13 protein-coding genes are annotated in these 25,223 nt (G+C 65.7%); 12 read left to right on the top strand and 1 reads right to left on the bottom strand.

Features of this window, described 5'->3' with window-relative positions:
• Nucleotides 1–8 precede the first annotated feature (8 nt).
• The 4 genes from CCX87_RS07780 to CCX87_RS07765 are packed head-to-tail and all read left to right on the top strand — an operon-like array spanning nt 9 to nt 5,685.
• On the top strand, nt 9–407 hold the full coding sequence (locus CCX87_RS07780; protein ID WP_087745245.1) for a hypothetical protein: 399 nt from the start codon (nt 9–11) through the stop codon (nt 405–407).
• Nucleotides 408–1,301, top strand: a complete 894-nt coding sequence (locus CCX87_RS07775) for a conjugal transfer protein TraF (RefSeq protein ID WP_087745243.1) — start codon at nt 408–410, stop codon at nt 1,299–1,301.
• Nucleotides 1,298–2,755 (top strand): conjugal transfer protein TraH, encoded by a 1,458-nt coding sequence (locus tag CCX87_RS07770; RefSeq protein ID WP_087745241.1) that lies wholly within the window; start codon nt 1,298–1,300, stop codon nt 2,753–2,755. The genes CCX87_RS07775 and CCX87_RS07770 overlap by 4 nt, the downstream gene beginning before the upstream one ends.
• Nucleotides 2,756–2,778: 23 nt before the next feature.
• Nucleotides 2,779–5,685 carry a conjugal transfer protein TraG N-terminal domain-containing protein gene (locus tag CCX87_RS07765; RefSeq protein WP_087745239.1) on the top strand — a complete coding sequence of 969 codons (2,907 nt, stop codon included), beginning with the start codon at nt 2,779–2,781 and terminating at the stop codon, nt 5,683–5,685.
• A 1-nt stretch (nt 5,686) separates the two neighbouring features.
• Here CCX87_RS07765 and CCX87_RS07760 read toward each other — a convergent pair whose 3' ends face one another.
• Nucleotides 5,687–5,944 carry a hypothetical protein gene (locus CCX87_RS07760; protein ID WP_087745237.1) on the bottom strand — a complete coding sequence of 86 codons (258 nt, stop codon included), beginning with the start codon at nt 5,942–5,944 and terminating at the stop codon, nt 5,687–5,689.
• 145 nt (nt 5,945–6,089) lie between these two features.
• On the opposite strand from CCX87_RS07760, the gene CCX87_RS07755 reads away from it, so the two are divergent.
• Genes CCX87_RS07755 through CCX87_RS07720 form a run of 8 tightly spaced genes read left to right on the top strand, consistent with a single transcriptional unit; the run spans nt 6,090 to nt 25,216 of the window.
• Nucleotides 6,090–6,311, top strand: coding sequence for a helix-turn-helix domain-containing protein (locus tag CCX87_RS07755; RefSeq protein ID WP_087745234.1), 222 nt, complete (start codon nt 6,090–6,092; stop codon nt 6,309–6,311).
• Nucleotides 6,308–10,585, top strand: a complete 4,278-nt coding sequence (pglW, locus tag CCX87_RS07750) for a BREX system serine/threonine kinase PglW (protein WP_087745232.1) — start codon at nt 6,308–6,310, stop codon at nt 10,583–10,585. Before CCX87_RS07755 ends, pglW begins: the two co-directional genes overlap by 4 nt.
• Entirely contained in the window at nt 10,582–14,169 is a 3,588-nt protein-coding gene (gene pglX / locus CCX87_RS07745) for a BREX-2 system adenine-specific DNA-methyltransferase PglX (RefSeq protein WP_087745229.1), read from the top strand. The genes pglW and pglX overlap by 4 nt, the downstream gene beginning before the upstream one ends.
• A 21-nt stretch (nt 14,170–14,190) precedes the next feature.
• Nucleotides 14,191–15,429 (top strand): DUF6161 domain-containing protein, encoded by a 1,239-nt coding sequence (locus tag CCX87_RS07740; RefSeq protein WP_143218335.1) that lies wholly within the window; start codon nt 14,191–14,193, stop codon nt 15,427–15,429.
• A gap of 31 nt (nt 15,430–15,460) precedes the next feature.
• Nucleotides 15,461–19,177: a phage resistance protein gene (locus tag CCX87_RS07735; RefSeq protein ID WP_087745225.1), complete on the top strand. Its 3,717-nt coding sequence runs from the start codon at nt 15,461–15,463 to the stop codon at nt 19,175–19,177.
• Entirely contained in the window at nt 19,174–21,879 is a 2,706-nt protein-coding gene (gene pglZ / locus CCX87_RS07730) for a BREX-2 system phosphatase PglZ (protein WP_087745223.1), read from the top strand. Before CCX87_RS07735 ends, pglZ begins: the two co-directional genes overlap by 4 nt.
• On the top strand, nt 21,876–23,186 hold the full coding sequence (gene brxD, locus CCX87_RS07725; RefSeq protein WP_087745221.1) for a BREX system ATP-binding protein BrxD: 1,311 nt from the start codon (nt 21,876–21,878) through the stop codon (nt 23,184–23,186). The genes pglZ and brxD overlap by 4 nt, the downstream gene beginning before the upstream one ends.
• The gene (locus tag CCX87_RS07720) at nt 23,183–25,216 is read left to right on the top strand and encodes a DEAD/DEAH box helicase (protein ID WP_087745219.1); all 2,034 of its coding nucleotides are present in this window, start codon (nt 23,183–23,185) and stop codon (nt 25,214–25,216) included. The genes brxD and CCX87_RS07720 overlap by 4 nt, the downstream gene beginning before the upstream one ends.
• The last annotated feature ends 7 nt before the right edge of the window (nt 25,217–25,223 follow it).

Below are 25,223 nucleotides of genomic sequence, written 5' to 3'. Positions count from 1 at the left end.
TGCGCCCCATGACCCGCCATCCCACCACCCACAAGACACGAGTGCTCCCGGTCGCCATGGCAGCGTTGGCCATCGCATGCAGCACCGTGCAGCCCACCGTTGCCGCTGCCATCGAGAGGATCGCCGTCAGCGAGATCAAGCCGCTGCTGATACGCGCCGCGGAACAGGGCGTTGCCTACGGCGTCCTGGGTGGCACGGGCGCCGCCTACGTGCAGCGCAGGTTCGACACGACGAGCCCGATCGAAATCGACGTGCGGCGCCTGCGCGCCCTGCCCCAAGCCGGCTGCGGCCGCCTGGAAGTGACGACGCGCCAGCGTGCCGTACTGGTCGCTGGCCAACGCCAGAACCAGGAACTGGTCTACCAGCTGAGCTACTGCGCCGACGGGCGTTTTCCGGAGGAGCGATAGATGCCCAGAGCGCTGCTCCGAAACTCACTCGCCCAGCCACTGGCCATCGCCGCCGGTCTGGCGCTGTGCCTGTCGGTGGCCTGCGTCGCTCAGGCAGCCCTTGCCGCCCAGACGCTGGCTGACGACATCCCGGCAGTCGATCCCATGCCGGTTTCAGACGCGCCGGACGTGGCCATGACCTACTGGCGCCAGCACCGCGAAGGCTGGTTCTGGTACCGCGATCCGTTGCCGCCCAAACCCCGTCCGCCCTCGATCACTCCGAAGAAGCCCAAGGACCTGGCTGACTTCGAATCCCTGCAACAGCGCCTGGAAGAGCTCAAGCGGGTGGCGGTGATGAACCCGAGCGACACCAACCTGCTGGCCTACATGCGATTCCAGCGCATGGTGATGGACAAATCCCAGGTGTTTGCCGACCGATGGCAGCGCCTGGTCTGGAGCGCGCCCGATCTGGACTACGGACTGAGCGGGCGGCCGACCAACGCGATGGCAATCAACGTCTTCGACGATCAGCAGCGCGACCGCGATGCCCAGACCGTGCGCACCCTGGCCGCCACCCACGGGCTCATCTTCGTGTTCCGCAGCGACTGCCCCTTCTGCCACCGCTTCGCGCCCATCCTCAAGCGCTTCGAGCAGGACTACGGCATGACCGTGCTGGCCATCAGCCTGGACGGCGGCACCCTGCCCGACTACCCCGACGCCCGCCCCGACAACGGCATGGCCGCACGGCTCAACGCCACTGCCGTGCCGGCGCTCTACCTCACCGCCCCAGCCCGGCGCGAGATCCGCCCGGTGGGCTTCGGCCTGATGTCGATGTCCGATCTGCTGGAGCGCGTCGCCGCCCTGGCGCGCGACCGCACCGATGCCGCCACAAACCCAGGGAGGACCCTGCGATGACCCCGCGATCCGTTCCCCTCACGCGCCGCCTGATCGTCGGCCTGTTGTCGGTGACCCTGGCGGTGACACCGATCGCCGCACTACCGGCCGATCTCAACACCGAGATGCAATCGATGTTCAACGACCTCGGGGCGCTCGGCAACGTGACCAGCCCCGGTGCCTTTCGCGGCCAGGCCATGAACCTCTACACCGGCGGCAGCCTGATGATGCGCGCGCCGGGTCGCAACTACCCCTTGGTCAACGCCCAATTGCCCAGCCTGCGCGCCGGCTGCGGCGGCATCGACATCTACGGCGGTGCGTTCTCGTTCATCAACAAGCAGCAGTTCATTGCCATGCTGCAGAACATCGGCTCCAACGCCGTGGGCTACGCCTTCAAGCTGGCCCTGCAGTCGATCTCGCCCGACATCGACAAGCTGCTCACCGAGCTGCAGGACCAGATGAACAAGATCAACGCGATGAACATCAACTCCTGCGAAGCCGCGCAGGCGCTGGTGAACGGCGTAGTGGGCGAGTACGACAGCTCGGTGCAGAGCGGTTGCGCCAATATCTCGCAGTACCTGGGCAGCGTGTCCGATCGCGCGGAGGCGCGCATGACCTGCGCCACCAACGCGCCCGCGGTGGTCAAGACAGCCGCCAACTCCGCCGACCCGAACGTGCGCAACGCCGCGTTCATCAAGGGCAACGTCACGTGGCTCGCGCTGAACCAGGTGGGCGGCAACATCAGTCAGCAGGAGCGCGAGCTGATCATGAGCCTGATCGGCACAGTCATCCTCACGCCGCCGGCCGACGACGGCAGCGGTGCCAGCCCGCGCTATGCCGAGCCCACCATCACCGGCCTGCGTGACCTGCTGCTCGGCCGCGCCGAGTCCAACACGCAAGGCAACGTCGATGTCGACGTCTACGTGTGCGACGAACCCGCCGAGTGCATGAACCCGGTGCGCACCACGGTCTCGGTCAAGCCGTTCACGCAACTCGTGACCGAGCGGCTGCGCCGCATGTCCGACAACATCGTCACACGCAGCCCGCAGACCGCCGCCGACATCGGCTTCATCAACAACACCAGCGAGCCGGTCTACCGGATGCTGGCCGTGGCCAACGCCGTGCCGGGCTCCGGCACCGCCGAGACGCTGATCGAGACCTACAAGGACGTCATCGCACTCGACTACGCCGAGACCTTCCTCAGCCGCTCCCTCACCCAGGCCATGGGCGCCTTGTCGCAGGCCCTGCGCCGCAGCGAGGTCGAGCAGAAATACCTCGACCAGATTCGCAGCCACGCCCAGCAGGCCAGAGCCCAGCTCCTCGCGGAAAAGCAGACCGCCTACGCCAAGGTGCGCTCGGTATCGTCGATGACCCAGGACCTGCAGACCCTGGAGCGCCAGCTCTGGAGTGCCATGCCGCCGGCCGTGAAGGCGATGCTGGATTTCAGCGCCAACGCCGGCCCCCGCGGCTCCTGACAACCCGCGCCGGCTGAGCACGGATGTTCGAGATCTATGCCTACGGCAATGTCGACACCCTGACCGGGGTCTTCAACGCGATCGCCGCCATCATGGGCGGCGCGGACTATTTCGGTTTGATCCAGACGGTGGCGATCACCGGCGTGCTGGTGGCCGCTTTCGCAGGGCTCTTCACGCCGGGGCGGTTCGCAGGCTGGGGTTGGTTCATCGGCTTCATGCTGGTCTACAACGCCATGTTCCTGCCCAAGGTCGATGTGGTGGTGGTCGACAAGCTGGGCAGCCAGCCGCCGGTGGCGGTGGGCAACGTGCCGATCGGTGTGGCCTTCTTCGGCCACTACACCAGCCGGGTTGGCGACGTCATGACCCGGTTCTTCGAGACGGCCTTCCAGGTGATCCCGGACACCAACGCGCAGTTGCCGGCCGAGCTGACGTACCAGAAGAACGGCGTGATGTTCGGCAACCGGCTGATCCAGGCCTCGCGTGCGGCCACCATCGGGGACCCGCAACTGCGCACCGACCTGATCGCCTACGTCTACAACTGCACCGTCTATGACCTGCAGGACGGCACCATCGATCCCGCTGCCTTCTCCCAGAGCACCGACATCTGGTCGCTGATGGGCAACCCCAACCCGGCACGCTTCTCGACCTGGGGCACACCGGTCCAGGTCGACACCTGCCCCAACGTCTACACCCAGCTCGCCAACCGACTGCCACCGGAAATCGCCAGAGCCCGCGCCCTGCTCGCGTTCCAGCTCAACCCCTCGATGGACCCAGCGCTGGCGCCGGGCGTGATCGATGGCCAGATCGAGCAGGCCTACACCAAGACCAAGATCGCCGTCGCGGCCCAGGGCGCCGCCGACCTGCTGCGCCAGAACATCATGATCAACCTGGTGCAGGACACCAACAGCCTGGCCGGGCTCAAGCTCAACGACCCCGCAGCGACCATGCTCGCCACCGCCCGCGCCAACGCCACCGCATCCACCAACGCGTCCTTTCTGACGATGGGCCGCATCGCAGCCGAGGCGCTGCCCATGGTGCGCAACGTGATCGAGGCGGTGGTCTACGCCGTCTTCCCCTTCGTCTTCCTGCTGTTCCTGCTGGCCCAGGGTCGCGGCCTGGCCATGGCCATCAAGAGCTTCGTGATGAGCCTGGTGTGGATCCAGCTCTGGCCACCGCTCTATGCCATCCTGAACTACGTCGGCACGCTGGCCAGCGCCCGAAATCTCGCAGCGGCCGCCCGCATGGGCTCGGGAGGCCAAGGCCTGACGCTGGACACCGCGGCCGCCATCTACCAAGGCGCCATCTCCGACCAGGCGATCGCCGGCTACATGGTGGTGTCGATCCCCATCATCGCCACCGCCATCATCAAGGGCGGCGAAGTCGCCTTCCAAGCGGTGACCGCCACCAGCGCCATCCAGTCGGCAGCGTCGAGCGAAGCAGCCGGCGCCACCAAGGGCCTGGTCACGCAAGATTCGGTCTCCTTCGACCAACAGCAGCTCGCGCCGACTCGCACCTCGGCCTTCATGGCCAGCACCACCGACGCCCGCGGCACCACCATCCAGGGCAGCGGCCCAGACGCCGGCGTGTTCCGCTACCAGGCCACCCTCAGCCGCCTGGCCAGCACCTTCACCGTCACCGAGCGCCAGGCCACCGCGGTGGGCGAGAGCGCTCGCGAGGCCGAGTCCTTCGCCACCACGCAACGCGAAGCCATGCAGCGCAGCCAGGCCACCGCGATGACCCACGCGCTGGGTATCCAGGACAGCTACGAGAAATCCCAGCAGCGCACCGGTGCCACCAGCACCTCCGAGGGCGGCTCGACCAACACCCAGTTCCAGACCCTGAATTCAGTCGCGCGCGACGTCAATCGTCGACTTGGCCTGAGCGACGATTCCACCGTCGGAAAGACGATTGCTGCATCGGCTTCCATCGGCGCGAAGATTCCGCTGACCGAGATCGGCGCCGACGCCAAGGCAGAGGGCCGTGCCGTCGATCAGCAGACCCTTCAGAGCGCCTACGACTACGCCCGCAAGGCCGCTGAAAGCGCTCAGATCTCGGACGCCAGTGCCCTGGTCAAGGACTTCCGATCGTCCGACGCCTACCAGTGGGCCCGCAGCAACCGCACCAGCGCCACCGCCGGCTACGACTCGTCGTCGCGCGAAGCCAGCGAACGGCAGTCCTCAAGCGACAGCGCCTATGGCCGTGCCAAGGAACTGGCGCGCACCGCGCAATTCATGCGCGAATGGGGCAGCGGCACCCAAACCGACTTCACCAACTACGCGGCCCAGCGACTGGCCGAGCGCGGCCTCCTGCGCGAAGAAGACCCAATCAAGATGCAGCGGGCAGTGGCCGAGATCGCGTACTCGTACGCCCGTGGCGGCAGCGCCGCCAGCGGCTACGTCCCCACCGACAGCCCGCTTGGCCCCAGCCAACCGCTTCCTCAGTCGATGGGCTGGTCGTCCCCATTGCGCGACCAGTACGACAGCCAGGTTCGCGTAGCAGACGGCAGCGCGATCACCGACCAGGCCAATCGCAACGACGCCGACGTCCGAGCCCGTCAATCCGGGGCGCGAGTGCAGCCGGGCAAGGTTGTCGGAAACGACGTCTCAGGCCGGGTCAATCAGGGCCAGCGCGACACAGCAGGCGCCATCGAGAAGGGGCGCCGTCAGGTGTCGGCGGACGCTGGCACGCTCAGCGAAAACTACAGCGGCACCGTGCGCGCCGGCAAGGTCAGCCCGAACCACGGTGGCAACCGGGCGGTCTGGGACACGGTGGGCGCCAATGCCGGCACCCCCGAGATCGGCACACCGCCCAAACGGCAGCCTATCGGCGAATGGCACTTCGGGAGAGACGGCGTGCCCGTCGCAGGCCCGGAGCCCAAGCCCGCGGACTCGACAGCCCTGCCCAGGCCCGGCGGAAAGCCGGAGCGCTGAACTACTCGCCGATGCGCGACCGGCCGGCGCCGATGTCCAGACTGCCGAGCCCGTTTCTGGTCTGATGACCCGCGTAGTCGTCCAACGAACGAATCGCACGGCGCGTCGACTGATCGCCAGCGGTGGCGTTGTGCCCAGAGCCTGAGCGGGATTCGTTCTCTTCGGGCAGCCCGACGACCAGCGCCGCGCGAACCTGCGTCCACACGCTGGCGAGGAATCCAGACCACTTGTCAGTGAACGAACTGGCGTCGGCACTCATGGCGTAAGCGTAAACGATTGGGGTCCAAATGGGTTGGCGGCCGCGCGATCCCAAACGCGGTATCTTGGAGGTTCTATACAATTGGGGTTGTGCGTTGCAGCGCGTTTTATTATCCTACGCATCACCCCACCCCACAAACAAGGCCATGATCCGCTGCAATCTCTCCACCCTGATGGGGCGAGACAAGCTCCGCATCTCTGATGTCGTGCGAGAGACCGGGCTCAATCGCAGCACGATCACAGCGCTCTACAAAGAGACCGCCACCCGGGTCGATCTGCCGGCGATTGACCTGCTGTGCCGCCTCTTCCGCTGCCAGGTGGGCGAACTCTTTGAACACCTGCCAGAAGCCGCCGAGGAACGTCCATGAGCCTCAGCGCCGCCCGTTGGCACGTCATCGCCGAGTCCAACTTCGCGTGGGAACGCGAAGCGCTGGACTGGCTGCGCAGCAACCTGCCCGACCGCGATTCCTGGCACGTCTGGACGAACTTTGAGTTCATCGACGATGAAGGCAAGGTCAGCGAGGTCGACGCGCTGGTGCTTTCTCCGGCCGGCCTGTTCCTGGTCGAGATCAAGAGCCGTCCTGGCGTGCTGCGGGGCGATGCGCACAGCTGGACCTGGACCACCGACGGGCGCTCCAGCACCTACGACAACCCGGTCATCCTGGCCAACCGCAAAGCCAAGCGGCTGGCCAGCCTGCTGCGCCGCCAGCCCGCCATCACCAAGGCAAAGATCCGGCTCCCCTTCGTCGAGCCGGCAATCTTTCTGTCGTCCAGCAGCCTGTCATGCCAGCTGGAAGGCCTGGCCAGGACGGCCACCTTCCAGCACGGGCGGCCGGGCACTGTGGACGACCCCGGCATCGTCGGCGCCTTGGCCAATGGCATCACCAACCGGGCGACCACGTCGGTGGACGCCGCCCAGGCGCGCGCCATCGCCCGTGGCCTGGCCGAGGCGGGCATCCGCCCGTCCAACAAGCACCGCCAGGTGGGCGACTACCGGCTCACCAAGTTGCTCGCCGAGGGCGAGGGATTTCAGGACTGGGAAGCCAGCCACGTCAGCATCGACACGGTGCACCGGCGCGTGCGCATCTACACGGTGGCCACCGCGTCCAGCCCCGAGATCCGGGCGACGCGGGTTCGCCAGGCGCGCCGTGAATTCGAGATCCTCGAAGGTATCGACCATCCGGGCATCCTGAAGGTCAAGGACTACAAGGAAACCGAACTCGGGCCCGCACTGATCTTCGATCACGACCCGAAGGCCGTGCGCCTGGACCACCTGCTGCGCGAGCGCGGCAAGACCCTCACCGTCACCCAGCGGCTTCAGCTCGTCCGCGACATCGCGGAAACGCTCAAGTACGCGCACTCCAAGCGCCTGTATCACCGCGCCCTTGGGCCACAGAGCATCCTCGTCAACGACCTGGATGGAGCCGTGATGCACGTCCGGCTGATGAACTGGCAGACGGCATCGCGCAATGTCGGCGATCTGGCCTCACCCAACACCGTCCATCGCACGACCGGCACCCGCCACGTCGAGGACTACGTCGAAGACCCCGGACTGATCTACCTGGCGCCCGAAACCACTCGGGCCGACCCGGCGCAGGGCCCCAGTCTCGATGTCTTCTCCCTCGGTTGCATCGCCTACTACCTCTTCAGCGGCCAGCCGCCGGCCGAGTCGGTGCTGGATCTGGCTGAGAAGCTGCGGGTCGGCCAAGGTCTGCGCCTGTCTGACACCATGGACGGTTGCGGCGCGCGGCAGCAGGAGTTGATCCAGTTCGCCACCTACCCCGACCTGCTGGCGCGCTACGACTCAATCCAGGGCTTCCTCGACGACCTGGACCGGGTTGAAGATGAACTGACCACCCCCGATCCGGAAGCCACCGTCGACCCCAGCATCGCCAGTACCGGCGACCGGCTGGAGGGCGGATTCACCGTCGTCAAGCGCGTGGGGCGCGGCTCGTCGAGCGACGCCCTGCTGGTGCGCAGGGACGGCAGCGAAGAAGAGCACATCCTCAAGGTGGCCTGCGACATCGCGCACAACGACCGCCTGGTTGCCGAAGGCGAAGTGCTCGCCCGGCTGCACCACCAGAACATCGTCGCCCACCGCGAAACGCTCACCGTCGCGGGCCGCACTGCCCTGCTACTCAAGAGCGCTGGCGCAAGGACATTGGCCGAGAAGATCAAAGACGAAGGCCGGCTGTCGCTCGACATGCTGCAGCGCTTCGGTGAAGAGCTGATGGAGGCTGTGAACCACCTCGAGTCGGAGGGTGTCGCCCACCGCGACATCAAGCCCGAGAACATTGGCATCGCCGAAAACCGCACCGGCAAGCTGCAGCTTGTGCTGTTCGACTTCTCGCTGTGCCGCACGCCGGCCGACAACATCACGGCCGGCACGCACCCCTACCTCGACCCCTTTCTGTCGATGCGCCGGCCGCCGCGCTGGGATCTGTATGCCGAGCGGTTTGCGCTCGCCGTCACCCTGTACGAGATGGCGGTGGGCCAGCCCCCCGTCTGGGGAGACGGAAACACCTCGCCGGCCATGCTCGACGTCGAAGCCAGCATCGAGAGCGATGTCTTCGACCCCGTCACGCGCGAGGGCTTCACGACCTTCTTCGCCAAGGCGCTCAGGCGCGACTACAAGGAACGCTTCGACAACGCCGAGGAAATGCTGCGCGCCTGGCGCGCCATCTTCACGGCCAGGCAAACCGTCCATCCCGGCCAAGCGGGTGACAGCACTGCAGACAGTGGCTTCGGCGCGATCGCGCTGACTGCAACCCCGCTCACCACCATGGCTGAGCTGGGCTACAGCCTGGAGGCTCAAGACGTCCTGGAACGCATGGGCATCCACAACGCGCGTGAACTGCTCGCGGTGGATCGCATCCGCTTTCGCTACCTGCGCGGTGTGGGTGACAAGATTCGCAAGGAGATCCGACTCACGGCGAAGGATCTGGCACGCCGCCGTCCGGACCTGACCCAGGGCCGCGCTGCGGCGCACGACGACGAAGATGCCGACGGCGCCGTCAGCATCAACGAGCTGGCCGCGCAATTGCTGCCGCGCCGCCCGGCCGGCGACGACCGCCCGGAAGAAGCCGCACTCGCCCACTACCTGGGGCTGGACGACGCCGTGAAGGCCGGTGTGTGGCCCAGCCTGGGTGATTCCGCGCAGGCCGGCGAAGTGGACCGCACCACCCTCACCGCCGCCCTGATCAAGGCCCGCGAGCGCTGGCTGAAGAACCCCGCCTTCACCGAACTGCGCCAGCAGATCGATTCACTGCTGCGCAGCCAAGGGCAGGTGATGAGCGCTGCGGAAGGCGCCATGGCCTTGCTGGCCCTGCGCGGCTGTGCAGCGCAAGACGACGTCGAGCGCCTGCGCCAGGCCACCGCGGTGTTGCGGGCTGCCGTGGAAGCCGAAGCCCACCTTGACCAGCCCCGCTTCGAGGCCTTTGACCATCAGCCCTCGATGCTGATCGCCAGCGCGTCGGCCTGGGCCGACTACGCGCGCCAGCTGGGCGCCGCGGCCGATGCCTGCGCGTTGGCCGACCCGCTGCTGCCGCCTTCGCGCGTGCTTGAAACGCTGGAAGGCGTGCCACTGCCTCAGTCGTCAACCGCAACGCTGGCTGCCGGCGCCCTGCCAATCGGCCCGCTCACACCCACGCGGTTGCTGCGCCTGGCCGCCTCGGCGTCGCGCAAAGCGGCAGTGTCGAGCAGACAAGAAATCTACCCACGCGGCATGGCGCCGCTGCAAGCCCTCAAGCAGTCACTGGGTGCCTTGGTGGGTGCGCCTGAGCTGACCGTGGCAGACATTCAGGGGCGTGTGCAAGGTCGCTACCCCGAAGCGGCAGGCCTGCCCCAGCGCCCCGAGCTCGATCGCCTGCTCGAAGAGTCTGGCGCACCGCTGGCCTGGGACGCCACAGCGGCCGATGGCCGTGGCGCCTTCCGCCTGGCCACGCTGGGGCGGGCGCAAACCGCCGGAACCACTACGCAGTTCTCGCGCCACGCCACGCTGCTCACGGCGCATGCATCGGGCGACAACGATGTGGTCCAGGCCGCCGCAGTGGAAGACCGCCTGGTGCGCGGTCTGCAGCAAGGCGGCATGCTCGTGCTCACCGTCCACCCGCGCATCGCCCGCCATGCCGAGGCCGAGCTGCTCCACCGCTTCGGCACGCCGGGCGTGCTGCCTGCTCCGCTTCAGCGGGTCAACTTCGACGCGCTGCTGCTGGCCGCCCTGCGCGACCAGGCCAAGACGGCCGGTGTCGATTGGAACGTCGTGCTTCAAGCCGACGCCGCTGACCGCGGCAGCCGCCACTGGATCAACCTGCAGCGCCTGGTTCAACGCACCTTGCCAGCGCTTCGGTCTGCGCTGCTCAACAGCCCTGCGCCTGTGTTGCTGGTCAGCGTCGGCCTGCTGGCCAGGTACGACCTGATGGGGCTGATCACAGAGTTGGAAGAGAACGCCGGCCGCCCCGGCCACACCCCCAGCGTGTGGGTGCTGCTGCCTACCAGCCACCAAGGCTTGCCGGTCATCGACGGCGTGGCCGTGCCGATGGTGAACAACATCCACAACACCCGTGCCCTGGCTTTGCCGCAGGCCTGGATCGAAAACAAGCACCGCGCAAAGACCGCGACCGCAGGAAGAGCCACCACGTGATCAAAGCCCCCCAACTCCTTGCGGATCTCACCCGGCTGCTCAAGCGCCTGGAAGAAGACTTGCTGCGTCGCATCGACGAAGTCACTGAGCTCAAGACCAGCCTGCAAGCCGAGTGGCAGGCCGCACGCGACGCCGACCGCACAGCCGAGACCTTCGAGACCTGGGTCGACCAGGTCATCACCCAGGCCGGCGTGCATTGGCTGCTGTCCTGCGTGTTCCTGCGCTTCATCGAAGACAACAAGCTGGTTGACCGCCCCTGGCTGGGCGGCACGCCTGAATCGGGCAACCTGGCCCTGGCGCGCGATCGCCACGAGGCCTACTTCCGTGCCAACCCGCTGCACAGCGACCGTGAATACCTGCTGGCTTCGTTTCGAGAGGCCGGCACGCTGCCGGGGCTGCACACCTTCTTCGACGAGGGCCACAACCCCGTGTTCCGGCTCGGCATCAGCGGTGATGCGGCCATGGCCGTGCGCCAGTTCTGGCAGCAGGTGGACCCGAACACCGGCGCGCTGGCGCACGACTTCACCGACCCGACCTGGAACACCCGTTTCCTGGGCGACCTGTACCAGGACCTGAGCGAAGCCACCCGCAAGCGCTATGCGCTGCTGCAGACGCCCGAGTTCGTCGAAGAATTCATCCTCGACCGCACGCTGACGCCCGCCATCCGCGAGTTCGGCTACCGCACGGCGAGCCTGATCGACCCCACCTGCGGTTCAGGCCACTTCTTGTTGGGCGCGTTCCACCGCTTCGTGGACGAATGGCAGCGCGCCGAGCCTTCTCGCAACCGACGCGACATCGCCCAGAAGGCGCTGGACGCCGTGGCGGGTGTGGACTTGAACCCGTTTGCGGTAGCGATTTCGCGCTTCCGGCTGCTGGTGGCGGCGCTGCTGGCCAGCGACGTGCACAAGCTGAGCGAAGCACCGGACTTCCACATCCATGTGGCCATCGGCGACAGCCTGCTGCACGGCAAGCGCTTCGGTCTGACAGCCACGGAGGGTATGTTCGAGGGTGCTGAGCATTACGCCGGAACAGGTTTGGCGCATGCGTATGCAAGCGAAGATTTGGCTGACGTTCAGCGCATCCTCGGTCGCCAGTACCACGCGGTTGTAGGCAATCCTCCGTACATCGTCGTCAAAGACGCAACGCTCAATGCCGCATATAGGAATCGATACATAAGTTGCCACCGCCAATACTCCCTGGGCTGCCCGTTTACCGAACGGTTTTTTGAACTCGCGCTCACGGGACGAAAAGGTTCCTTCGCAGGCTTCGTCGGGCTAATCACCACGAATTCATTTATGAAGCGTGAGTTCGGCAGCAAACTAGTCGAGGAGGTACTCCCGCGACTTGACTTATCACATGTCATTGACAGTTCGGGCGCGTGGATACCTGGTCACAACAGAGACGGCACTGCGACAGTAATCCTCTTCGGTCGGCACCGAAGTCCGGTAGATGCCGTCGTGCGGACAGTGATGGGCAAAAAGGCGGACTCAGGAATACCAGCTGATCCTGCACATGGGCCAGTTTGGTCCGCAATCACAGGGAACGTCGACCACCCTGATGCAAACAGCGAATTTGTCAGTGTTGCCGATATAGCGAGGTCTGTCTTCGGCAAGCATCCTTGGAGTATTGGAGGGGGAGGAGCTGCTGAATTGAAGGAGGCGATTGAGCTGGGCTCCATTTCGCGCTTGAATGCCAAGACGGAGGCAATGGGATTCTTTCAAGACACTCATGCGGATGACATATTTGTTCAACCGAGCAGCTTCTTTGAGCGTGTCCAAGGCAAACAGTTTTCCCGGACTTGCGTTCGCGGTGACGGCGTTCGCGATTGGGAATCTATCGCCAATGAAGGAATATTTTTCCCTTACGACGAACAGATCGAACAGTGGAAGAGCGTCGAGTACCAACCACCTCTTCAATGGCTTTGGAACTATCGCACTACCCTTTGGAGCCGTTCTGTTTTCGGTGGCCAAACCTATAGAGAAGCTGGACGACCATGGTGGGACTATCACCAATTTCCGCGCGACCGTGCCCGCGCAGAACTACTGATCGCCTACGGCGAAATTACTACTCATAACCATTTTTCTCTTGCCCCGCGCGGTCGAGTATTCAATCGCACCGCTCCCGTGATAAAGCTGAGCGCAGGCAAGAGCGAAGAAGAGCATCTCGGCCTTATCGGTCTGCTGAACTCTTCGGTGGCGTGTTTTTGGCTGAAGCAGGTTTGCTTTCCGAAAGACGGCCAGGGCCAGATGTGGGAAGAGCGTTTCGCCTTCAACGCCACCAACGTCGCCGAGTTCCCTTTGAGCAAGGGCCGGCCGTTGGACAGTGCCTGCCGAATGGACGCGCTGGTCCAGCAGCTCAGCACGCTTCAGCCCGCCGCCTTGCTGGCCTCAAGCCCAGCGCCCACCCGCGCCAGCCTGGATGCGGCTCACGCGCGCGCCGCACAAGTTCGGCAGCACATGATTGGCGAGCAGGAGGAGCTGGATTGGCACTGCTACCGTCTGTACGAGCTCCTACCTGCTGGCGTCTCCGTCGAAGAGGTGGAGCACAGCACCCCAGTTGAAGTGGAGCTCGGTGAGCGGGCCTTCGAGATTGTGCTGGCCCGTCGAGTTGCTGCCGGCAAGGAAACCACCAACTGGTTCGACCGCCACGGGTCGACACCCACCGCCGAGATTCCGGCACGCTGGCCAGAAACCTATCGACGCGTCGTGCAGCGTCGAATTGAACTGATCGAACGCGACCCCACGCTGCGGCTCTTGGAGCAGCCGCTCTACAAGCGGCGTTGGAATTCACCCAAGTGGGCAGACCTGGAACAGGCAGCGCTGCGTGACTGGCTGCTGGCCCGCCTGGAGTCGAAGGCGCTCTGGGTTGCCAGCACCGATCAACCGCCGCAGATCAACACCACCAGCCGGCTGGCTGACACGGTCCAGCGCGACGCCGAGTTCATGCAGATCGCCGCGCTGTATGCGGGCCACGCTGACTTCGACGTGGCACAACTGGTGGCTGGCTTGGTCACGGCAGAGTCCGTTCCCTTTCTGCCTGCCCTGCGCTACTCCGACACGGGCCTTCGCAAGCGCGCGCAATGGGAAGACACCTGGGCACTGCAGCGGCGCGAAGACAAGGGCGAGAGCGTCGGCAGCATTCCCGTCCCGCCCAAGTACAAGAAGGAAGACTTTCTCAAGGTCACGTTCTGGGATCTGCGTGGCGGGCTGGACGTACCCAAGGAACGTTGGGTCAGCTACCCCGGTTGCGAACGCGGCGCCGATGGCAGCCTGCCCATCGCATGGGCCGGCTGGGACCATCTGCAGCAGGCCACCGCACTGGCCGCCTACTACCTTGAAATGAAGGAAAGCGAAGGCTGGGAGGCAGCGCGCCTGCAACCCCTGCTGGCGGGCCTGCTGGAACTGGTGCCCTGGCTGGAGCAATGGCACAACGAGGTGGACCCGGTCTACGGCGAGCGCATGGGCGCGTACTACAAGGGCTTCGTGTCCGAAGAAGCGCGCTCGCATGGCTTCACGCTGGACGACCTGCGAGCTTGGAAGCCGGCTGCCGGCCCGGTACGACGCGGCCGCCGCCGGGCCACCTGAGCGCGCAAAGAGACTCCGCACATGTCTGATTCCGCTTCGCTGCCCTTGCCGAACCCCGAACCGTTGTTCACGCTCGATCTGGGCCACAACGGCGGTCGTCTTGCGCCGACGAATGTGCTGGAGCTCACCCAGTGGATCCAGAAGGAGCAGCAGTTCTGGTCGTGGGCTAACCAGCGCAACTATGGCAATCATGAACAGGGCTTCCGCCAAGCGTTCGATCAGTTCAACCACGCGCTGAACAACGCCAACCAGTCACAGCAGTACGTGGCGTCGAATCCGCAGCAGGCCCAGAACAGCCTGGAAAGCAGCAAGACCCAAATCCAGGAAGCATTGGTCAGGCGCAAGCTGCCCCACAGCTCAACACCACTGGCCAAACGCATCGACGCCTACCGGCAGGATGTCGGAGACCAAGCAGCGAGCTTCTTGCTCGCTGTCCATGTTCCGCCAGATCAGGGACATCAATTCCAGCCCAATGACCTGAACGCATGGCGCGGTCTGGTTGATGGCCTGGTGGACCGGTTCCAGCCCGCACCGTCGGCCGCAAAGGGCAAGAAGCAAGCCGCCGAACAGTCCTTCGAGCAGCTTCGTGTGAAGGCGGAGGAACTCGTCGCCGACAAGACCGAGAAGTACGACGCGCTTCACCGCAGTTACGCCCAACTGGCCGATGGTGTGCAGGCCACGTCGACCGCTCAATCGACACAGTTCACCGATGCGCAAGATGAGCGCGCCAAGGCCTTTGAGGCGCTGTTGAACGAACACAAATCGGGCATGGAGGCGCTGCGCAAGCTCTACCGCGAGGAGATGGGGCTCAAGGCGCCCGCCGAGTATTGGGAGACCAAGCGCGCTGGCCACACCCGGCTGACATGGATCACCGGCGGCCTGTCCTTCGCCGGTATCGCTGGCGCTGCGCTTGGCCTGGGATGGCAGATACACGATCTGCTTGTGGCAACGCCCAAGGGCAGCGCACCGGAATCCTGGCGGATCGCAGTCTTGGTGCTGATCGGCTTGTTTGCTGTGTGGGGCGTGCGCCTGGTGGTTCGCATGTTCTTGAGCAACATGCACCTGATGGCCGACGCCGCTGAACGGGTGGTGATGGTCAAGACCTACTTGTCATTGCTTGAAGGCGACCGCCTGTCGAGCGCCGAGGATCGGCAGTTGATCCTGCAGGCCCTGTTCAGGCCAGCCTCGGACGGCATCGTGAAGGACGAAGGTATTCCTGCCTCCTTCTTTGAACTGTTGACCCGGAATCCAAAGCCGTGACCAAAGCAAATATCGCCCTGGGAGCCCACGCATGCCGCTGCTGAAAGACCTCATCTCCATCCCTGAGCGGGTGCACCAGGGCGACTTCGTCCTTCAACTGTCCAAGGGCGTCACCGAGCCCGAGCAGACGCTGCGCGACTATGTCGTCACACCGCAGTTGGTGGATGCCTTCAGCAACGCCATGGGCTTCATCCAGCAGGCGGTGCAGACCGGCGGCAGCAAGGCGGCCTACCTGCACGGCAGTTTCGGATCAGGCAAGAGCCACTTCATGGCGGTGCTGAACCTTCTGCTGGCCGGCAATACGCAGGCCCGCGCCACGCCAGAACTGGCCGACGTGGTGGCGCGCCACAGCTGGACCGACGGGCGCAAGTTCCTGCTGGTGCCGTACCACATGATTGGCGCGCGCGACATGGAGTCGGCCATCCTCGGCCAATACGCCGACTTCGTGCGCAAGAAGCACCCCGACGCGCCGGTACCCGGCTTCTACCTCGCAGAAGGCCTGTTCAAGGATGCCCGCGACCTGCGCGCGCAGATCGGTGACGGGCCCTTCTTCACCAAGCTGAACGAAGGGGCTACCGGTGGTGGAGGTGGCGGCGGCGGTGGTGGTGGCGGTTGGGGCGAGTTCGACAGCGGCTGGGACGCGGTCAGCTTTGAAGCCGCCATGCTGGAGCCACCCAACGGCGAAGAGCGCTCGCGGCTGGTGGGCGACCTGATCACGCAGTTCTTCTCGGCCTACCGCACGCTGGCGGGCAGCGGCGAGTCGTTCGTGTCGCTGGACGATGGCCTGAGCATCATGAGCCGCCACGCCAAGGCCCTGGGCTACGACGCCGTCATCCTGTTCCTGGACGAACTGGTGTTGTGGCTGGCCAGCCATGCGGCCGACGTCAACTTCGTCAGCCGTGAGGGCACCAAGCTGGTCAAGCTGGTGGAGGCCACCAACGCCGACCGACCCATCCCGCTGGTCAGCTTTGTGGCGCGGCAGCGTGACCTGCGCGACCTGGTGGGTGAAAACCTGGCGGGCTCGGTGCAGGTGCAGTTCAGCGACGTGCTCAAGCACTGGGAGGCGCGCTTCCACCGCATCACGCTGGAAGACCGCAACCTGCCCGCCATTGCCGAGCGGCGCGTGCTGCGCCCGATCGACGAAGCGGCCCGGCAGACGCTGCAGGGCACCTTCGACGATGTGATGAAGATGCGCAAGGACGTGCTCGACACCTTGCTCACCACCACGGCCGACCGCGACATGTTCCGCAAGGTCTACCCGTTCACGCCGGCATTGGTTCAGACCTTGATTGCCGTGTCGGCCGCGCTGCAGCGCGAGCGCACGGCCTTGAAACTGATGCTTCAGTTGCTCGTGGACCGGCGTGCCGATCTGGAGCTGGGCCAGCTGATTCCCGTGGGGGATTTGTACGACGCGATTGCCGAGGGCGACGAGCCGTTCTCCGAAGGCATGCGCCTGCATTTCGAGAACGCCAAGCGCCTGTACAACCAGCGGCTGCTGCCCATGCTGGAGCGGCAGCACAGCGTGACCTGGGAGGCCATCAAGCTCGGCCAGGCCGACGCCACCGCCGCCAAGAACCTGCGCAACGACGCCCGCCTGCTCAAGACGCTGCTGCTGGGCGCCTTGGTACCCGAGGTGGAGTCACTGAAGGGTCTGACCGCGCAACGACTGGCCGCGCTCAACCACGGCACGTTCCGCTCTCCCATCCCGGGCCGAGAGGCGCAGGACGTGCTGCGCAAGTGCCGCGACTGGGCCAGCGAGATCGGCGAGATCAAGATCACCGAAGACCAGAACCCGATCATCTCCATCCAGGTGACGGGCGTAGACATCGAACCCATCCTGCGGGCGGCCGAGGCGAACGACAACGCCGGCAACCGGCGCAAGCGGATCCGCGAAGCACTGTTCAAGGAACTCGAGATTCCGGACACCGGTGGCCTGTTCACCACCTACGAATTCAATTGGCGCGGCACCCGGCGCGAGGTGGAGCTGCTGTACGAGAACGTGCGCGAGATGACCGACGACCGGCTGCGCGGCCGCTCAGGCGCCTGGACGGTGGTGCTGGACTTTCCGTTTGACGATGCGAACTTCGGCCCCGCCGACGATCTGGCCCGCCTGGCGGAGTACCGCGGCGGCGACACCAAGACGCTGGTGTGGCTGCCCTCGTTCCTGAGCAACAAGGCGCTGGCCGACCTGGGGCGGCTGGTGGTGCTGGACTACATCCTGCAGGGTGAGCGCTTTGACAACTACGCCGCCCACCTGTCGTTCGTCGACCGGGTACAAGCCAAGGCCCTGGCGCGCAACCAACTGGACCAGCTGCGCATCAAGCTGCGGTCGCAGCTGGAAGTGGCCTACGGCATCAGCACCGAGCCGCGTGATGCCGTGAGCAACCCGCTGACAGCGGATCAGCAGTTCAAGTCGCTGGACCCGACGCTGTCGCCGCGGCCACCGGTGGGGGCAGAATTCAAGTCGGCTTTCGAGAGCCTGCTGGGGCAGTTGTTTGCCCACCAGTACCCTGCCCACCCGGAGTTCGACACCGAGATCAAGCCCAGCGTCATCAAGAAGGTGTGGCCTGAAGTGCAGAAGGCCATCGAGGCGCCTGGCCAACGCGGGTTGGTGCAAGACACCTCTACCCGCAAGCTGGTGCGTGCGGTGGTCAACCCCTGCCAGTTGGGGCAGATGGGTGAGACCCATTTGCTGATCGAGCCGCACTGGCAATCGCGCTTCTCGCAAAGCCATGCGCGGGACGGTGGCGGCGCCATCACCGTGGCGAAACTGAGGCAGTGGATCGACACGCCTGCGCCGATGGGCCTGCCCATCGAGCTGCAGAACCTGATCATCCTGGCCTTTGCGGCATCGACCAACCGCCGATTCACGATGCGCGGCGGGCCGTACGAGCCCACGATCGACAGCCTGCCCGATGAGCTGGAGCTCAAGGAGCAGGCGCTCCCGAACACGGCAGACTGGGAGACCGCGCTGATGCGCGCGTCCAGCTTGTTCGGCCTGACGCTCGGCCAAACGCTCAATGCGGCGAATGTCGGCAAGTTGGTCGATGAGGTTCGGCAGAAGGCGGCAGACAAGCGCGAGGCGGTGGCCCGCCTGGTGTCGCAGGTGCGCGACCGTTCGGCGCGCTATGCGCCCGGTGTCACCGGGGCACGCCAGCAGTCTGCAGAGTCTGCCCAGGCGCTCCTGGCCTCACTGGCACAAGCGGCAGAGGGCGACGTGGTGACGACGCTGGCCAATGCCAGCCTGCAGACGTCCGAGGCGGCGGTCAGCCGCAGCCTGGGGCAAGCGCAGGTCTGCGCCGATGCCTTGGGCAGTGGAAACTGGCAATTGTTCGATGTGGTTCGCGACCTGGTGGACCACCGCCGCGACGCGGCGCTGCTGATCATGAGCCGCCTGACCGAGGCACTGACCAGTGACGAACATGTAGTGGCCTTGAAGCCGCGGCTTGAAGAGCTGGCACGGGATGCGATGCGTCTGCTGGCAGCGGCAGCGCCGGCACCAGTGACGCCTCCACCCGCCGCACCCACGCCGCCCGGTGCCGGGCCGGCGCCGGCGCCGCCGCCCGTGGTGATGCCCCCTGCCCCGCCCGCCAACGGGCCGGAGGTGGCGGACGAGAAGCAGCAGTTGCACCTGAGTGGCGCTGCTGCGGTGACCGCGCTGGACGAACTGAAGACGCTGGTCACCAGTGAACGCGACCTCGAGCTGACGCTCAGCTGGCGGGTGCAGCGCAAGGGCACGAAGCTATGAGTTTGTCGACGCCGCAGATCGCGGCCCAACTCGAACGCGTGCTGGCCAGCGATCCGGCCGCAGTTGCCGTTGCGATCCGGGCCAACGCGAAGCAGCCCTGGCCCGACTCCTTGAAGCAGCAGGGGCGGGATTTCCAGCTTCGGTGGTGCGACTCGTCGCTGGCCATTCGCGAAGCCTTGTGTGATGTCGAGCAGCATGACCCGACGACATCCGGACTGGTGGTGATCACGCCGCTGGCCACCCACGAGGTGGCCGAGGACATCGCCGCCCGTCTGGCCAGGGCGCGGGTGTTTCAACCCGAGGGCTGGGACATCGTTCGACAGTTGTTCCAGGCCAAGGAAACAGACGCGCGCCTGGGGCGCTATGTGTGGATGCCGCAGACCTTGATCGACGGCGCGTCGCAGGGCACTTACCCGCCCGTGGCCAATGGCTTCCTCGACCTTGAAACCGCATGGCGGGAAGTGCTGGATCGATTCCTGGGCATTGAGGCAGCGCGCCCCGACGCGGTGGCGCTGCTGCTCTGGGCGATGAACCCGGCCGCCGACCCCAGGCTTGCCCAGTTGCCGGCGCCGGCCCGCATCGACGTGATGCGCTGGCTGGGCGAGACGGCGGGAGTTGCCGGGGAGATGGTGCTGGGCTGCGTCGACGCGGGTCGAACGGCCGATGCATTGCCACTGGGCCTGGTCTGCGGCGTGGTCTTTGCCCAGGACGGTGAGGGTCAAGCCAGTCTCGGCCAGGCAGCGATCCGCCTGGAGCGCTTCGTCAACGGCAAGCACGTCGGTGTTGCCGAGGGGCGCGCCTGGGCGCGCGCCGCAGAGCAAGTCGTTCGACTGACCGGGCTGGACGCGTCCCGTGCGGTGCTCGACCGGGCCGATGCACTGCTGCGCGACCTGCGCGTCATCGATTTTGCGCACCTCAGCGACGTGCTGCCGGCCGCGCTGGATCAGCGACTGGAAGACTTTGCGCTGGCACTGACCGCCCATGTGGCAGAGCCCTCGGAAACCAATCTTGCCCAGGTTGAGCTGCAGGCCGACCGCGCGCTCCGGCACACATTGGTGGCGGCTCAAAAGCCTCGCATGGAACGCGTCGAGATGGCGCGCCGATTGGCACGCTGGCTGATGAACGCCACGCCGACCGCTTCATCCTTGCAGACTGCCGTGGCCTGGCAGTCTGACCAAGGCGCCTTCGTCGACTGGGCGCGCTTTCGGCTGCTAGGAGGCGACGAGCTGCCGGACTTGTCACAGGCCTACAGCGCCTGCCGCGAAGCCGTCATCGCGCGCCGAAATGCTTTCGCCAAGCCATTCGCACAGGCGCTGGTGCAATGGAACGCCCAGAAGCCGGCGCCTGAGGGTCGGATCATCCCGCTGGAGTCGGTGCTTGAGCATGTGCTGGCACCGATCGCCGCCGCCCACCCCACCCTGCTGCTGGTGATGGATGGTTTGAGCACCAGCATCTTCCGGGAGTTGTTCGCCCGGATTGCCAGCCATGGCTGGGCCGAGATGGTGCCTTCCAGCCTGGGACAGCCGCTGGCTGGTGTGGCTGCACTGCCAACGATCACCGAGGTCAGCCGCGCCAGCCTGCTGTGTGGGCGTCTGACCGTCGGCGCTTCAGCGCAAGAGAAGACCGGCTTTGCGACAAACGCTGCCCTGCTGGCACACAGCCGCGCGGACGCCCCGCCCCGGCTGTTCCACAAGGGTGACTTGGCGGATGCGACCAACCTGGCGCCCGAGGTGCGCGCCGCCATCGCGAGCACCCAGCAACGTGTGGTGGGCGTGGTCTACAACGCGGTGGACGACCATTTGAGCGGCCCGGATCAGTTGCATCAACGCTGGGCACTGGAGGACCTGCGGCTGCTGCTGCCTTTGCTGCGCGAGGCGCGCGAAGCGCGTCGGGTGGTGGTGATCACGGCCGACCATGGGCATCTGCTCGAAGACGGCACTACGCAGTTGCCCGGTGGCGAGAGCGACCGTTGGCGCCCGGGCAAGAACGCCGAGACGCCCAACGAACTGGCGGTCAGCGGGGGGCGCGTGGTCACCTCCGACGGATCGAACGCGGTGGTGTGCCTGTGGGGCGAGAGCACACGGTATGCGGGTCGCAAGAACGGGTATCACGGTGGGCTGTCGCCCCAGGAAGTCACGGTGCCCTTGAGCGTGATCGTGCCGCTCGGATTCAACCTGGCCGACTGGACCCCGGCACCGCCGGCCCCACCGGAGTGGTGGGAACTGCCGCCCATGCCGAAGTCGTCAGGTGTGCAATCGGCAGCCGCTGCAGCACCAAAACCAACGCGGCGCAAACCGACAGCACAACAAGGGCAGCCCCAGTTGTTCGAGCCGGTCGATCTGCCGCCACCAGAGGCTGCAACCCCGCCCGTAGCTTTGGACTGGATCGGCGCCTTGCTGGGCAGCCCGATCTATGCGTCTCAGCGGCAGTTGGCCGCGCGCGTGGCGCCGCCCGACGACAAGATGCGACTGCTCCTGACTTCCTTGTCCGAGCGTGGTGGCAAGCTGTCCCGGGCAGCTCTGGCGACCCGACTGTCGTTGCCTGAGGTTCGGATCGGTGGCTTGCTCAGCGCAGTCAGGCGGCTGTTGAACGTCGACCAGGCGTCGGTGCTGACCGTCGACGAAACCGCGGGTACGGTTGAACTCAACGTGGTGCTGCTACACCAGCAATTCCGGCTGCCCGGCCAGGGAGGCCAACGATGATCAGTTCCGCACGCCGGGAAGACATCGTGAGCGCCCTGCGACGCGGCACGGTACCGAGCAGCGGGCTGGATGCGCTGGCCGTCGGGATCGATACGTTCGCGCCGACCCTTGACGACGAGCTCGAATCGGTCAGCGCCGGCCGCGGCGGCTTCAAGGCGGTCCGAGGTGAGTACGGCACCGGCAAGACCTTCTTTGGCCGCTGGCTGCAGGAGCGGGCTCGTACGCGCGGCTTCGCAGCCACTGAAGTGCAGATCAACGAGACCGAGACACCGTTGCACCGCCTGGAAACGGTCTACCGCCGCCTGGTCGAACACCTCGGCACCGCCGACACGGCAAGTGGCGCATTTCGGGGCGTGATCGACGGCTGGTTCTATGCCCTGGAGCAGGATGTGCTGGCAGACGCTTCGGTGGACGCCAGCGACGCGGAGGGGCTTCTGCTGCGCACGAACGCGCTGATGGAGGCCAGGCTGGGCGCCATCAGCAAGACGGCGCCGGCTTTCTCTGCAGTGCTGCGAACCTATCGCCGCGCCCTGGCAGCCGGGGACGGCATGTTGGCGGATGGGCTGATCAGTTGGCTGGCAGGACAGCCGAACGTGGCCGCGAGCATCAAGCGTGCGGCGGGCATCAAGGGTGACCTCGATCACTTCGGCGCCACCAACTTTCTCGTCGGCCTGCTGACCATCCTGCGCGACAGCGGCTTCTCTGGCCTGGTGATGGTGCTCGACGAGGTGGAAACGCTGCAGCGCATGCGTACCGACACCCGCGAAAAGGGGCTGAACGCCTTGCGTCAGTGGATCGACGAGATCGACGCTGGCCGCTATCCGGGGCTGTACCTGGTAATCACGGGAACGCCCGCGTTCTATGACGGCCCGCAAGGGGTGCAGAGGCTCGCCCCGCTGGCGCAACGGCTGCATGTGGACTTCGGCACCGACCGGCGATTCGACAACCCGAGAGCGGTCCAGATCCGCTTGGCAGCCTTCGACCACACCTCGCTGCTCGCGGTTGGACGCCGGGTACGAGACATCTATGCAGATGGGCGTCCTAACGAGCAGCGCCTTCGGGCGGTGGTGGACGACAGCTATCTGGACGCCCTTGCACGCGCGGTGGCCGGCGGGCTGGGTGGCAAGGTCGGTGTCGCGCCCCGGCTGTTCCTCAAGAAGCTGGTGTCGGATGTGCTGGACCGCGTGGACCTGCACGAAGACTTCGACCCCCGCAAGCACTACACCCTCACGCTGGCCGAGACCGAGATGTCTGCGACGGAGCGGGCTGCGGCGAGTGCGGCGTCCGTGGACGATATCGAGCTGTGAACGAGTTCGAGCAGCTGCACCCATCGCTGCAGTACCACGTTGTCAACACGCTGGGCTGGAGCACGCTGCGACCGACGCAACTGGCAGCCATTGCGCCCATTCATGCGGGCTCACACTGTTTGCTGCTCGCACCGACCGCCGGGGGGAAGACGGAAGCCGCTGCGATTCCGATGCTGTCGAGGATGCTGACCGAGGCCTGGCCCGGGACGAGCGTCTTGTACATCTGCCCGATCAAGGCGCTGCTGAACAACCTGGAGCATCGGCTCACCCACTACGCCGGGCTGGTGGGTCGGCGTGTGGAGGTGTGGCATGGCGACATCTCGCAGTCCCGCAAGAACCGGGCGCTTCGAGATGCGCCCGACATCCTGTTGACGACACCCGAATCCATCGAGGCCATGCTGATTTCGGTGCGGGTCGATCGGCCAGCATGGTTCGGCAACCTGCGTGCCGTGATCGTCGATGAACTGCATGCGTTCGCGGCGGACGACAGAGGGTGGCACATGCGCTCTGTGCTGCATCGGCTCGACCAGTATCTGGAACGACCGCTGCAACGCATCGGTCTGTCGGCAACGGTCAGCAACCCCACCGAGTTGCTGGCCTGGTTCGCACCCAGCGGTACTCGCGCCGTGGTGGGCAGTGCATCGGTGAGCACGGAGGCCGACGTCACGATCGATCATGTGGCATCGCTCGAAAACGCAGCCACAGTGATCTCACGCCTGCATCGGGGCGAGAAGCGGCTGGTCTTCTGCGATTCACGAAGCAGCGCCGAGCAGTTGAGCAGCATGCTGCGCGCCAAGGAGATGCGCACCTTCGTGAGCCACGCCTCCCTCAGCGTTTCCGAACGCAGGCAAGCCGAGGCGGCATTCACGGAGGAGAAGGACTGCGCCATCGTCGCCACCTCAACACTGGAGCTGGGCATAGATGTCGGTGACCTCGACCGCGTGATCCAGATCGATTCGCCGTCGAGCGTGTCGTCGTTCCTGCAGCGCATGGGCAGAACCGGCCGACGCGCAGGCGCCCTACGGAACTGCCTGTTCCTGACGACCAATGACGACGCGTTCATGCTGGCCCTGGGTGTCACCAAGAAGTGGTCGGAAGCATGGGTCGAAGCGGCGGTGCCACCGGCCGAGCCCTGGCCCATCCTCGCGCAGCAAGCACTGGTTCTGGTGTTGGAGCGCGGCGAGGTTCCAACGCTGGAAGTGGTCCAGCTGCTTCACGGATCGTTTCCAGAGCTGGCGACGGACGACATCACGGCGCTGGTTGAGCACATGGTGGAGAAGCAGTTTCTAGACCGTTCCGAGGGCGTGGTCAGGGTCGGACCTGAGACCGAGCGCGTGTATGCACGCGGCCACTACCGCGACTTGCTCGCCTCGTTCAGCGGATCCATGTTGCTGACTGGTCGGCATGGGTCGAGCGAGGTGGGCTACATCGATCCGACCGTTTTGACGGGTGAGCAGGACAACCGGCTCCTGTTGCTGGCGGGTCGCAGCTGGCGTGTCACCGAGGTGGAGTGGTCCAAACGAATCGTGTGGCTGGAGCCGGCACGGGAAGGTGGCAAGGCGCGCTGGATGGGCGGGGCGCGCAGCCTAAGCCGCGATGTTTGCCAGGCTATTCGAACGGTGCTCGCCACAGGCGCCCCGCCAATCGTCACCTTGTCGCAGCGTGCAAGGGCGGCCCTTAGTTCGCTAACCGACGAGCTGCCAATGACGGTGGGAACGCACTTCGTGATGGCGCGATCTGATGCTGCACCCGTACGTACCTGGACCTTTGCCGGCACGCGCGCCAACCGCACGTGGGCGCACCAGGCTTCGGTCGGTGGTCAGAAGGTTCGATTCGATGCCATGAGCGTTCACGCGCCAGCATCGCTGCTGGCCGATGCAGTGCCGGGGCAGTTGACCTTGACAGACGCTGAGATTGCCACCTTCGCCGAGTCGGTCAAGTTCGCCGAATGCGTGCCACGAGGTCTGCTCACCCGCACGATTGTCGCGAGGAACTTCGAATCACCGATTCGATGGGAGCCGGCGGCGTAAAGTAGAA

Source organism: Acidovorax sp. T1, from assembly GCF_002176815.1.
In the GTDB taxonomy this organism is placed as follows: Bacteria; Pseudomonadota; Gammaproteobacteria; order Burkholderiales; family Burkholderiaceae_C; genus Acidovorax.
This window is presented reverse-complemented; position numbering and strand designations above follow the sequence as displayed.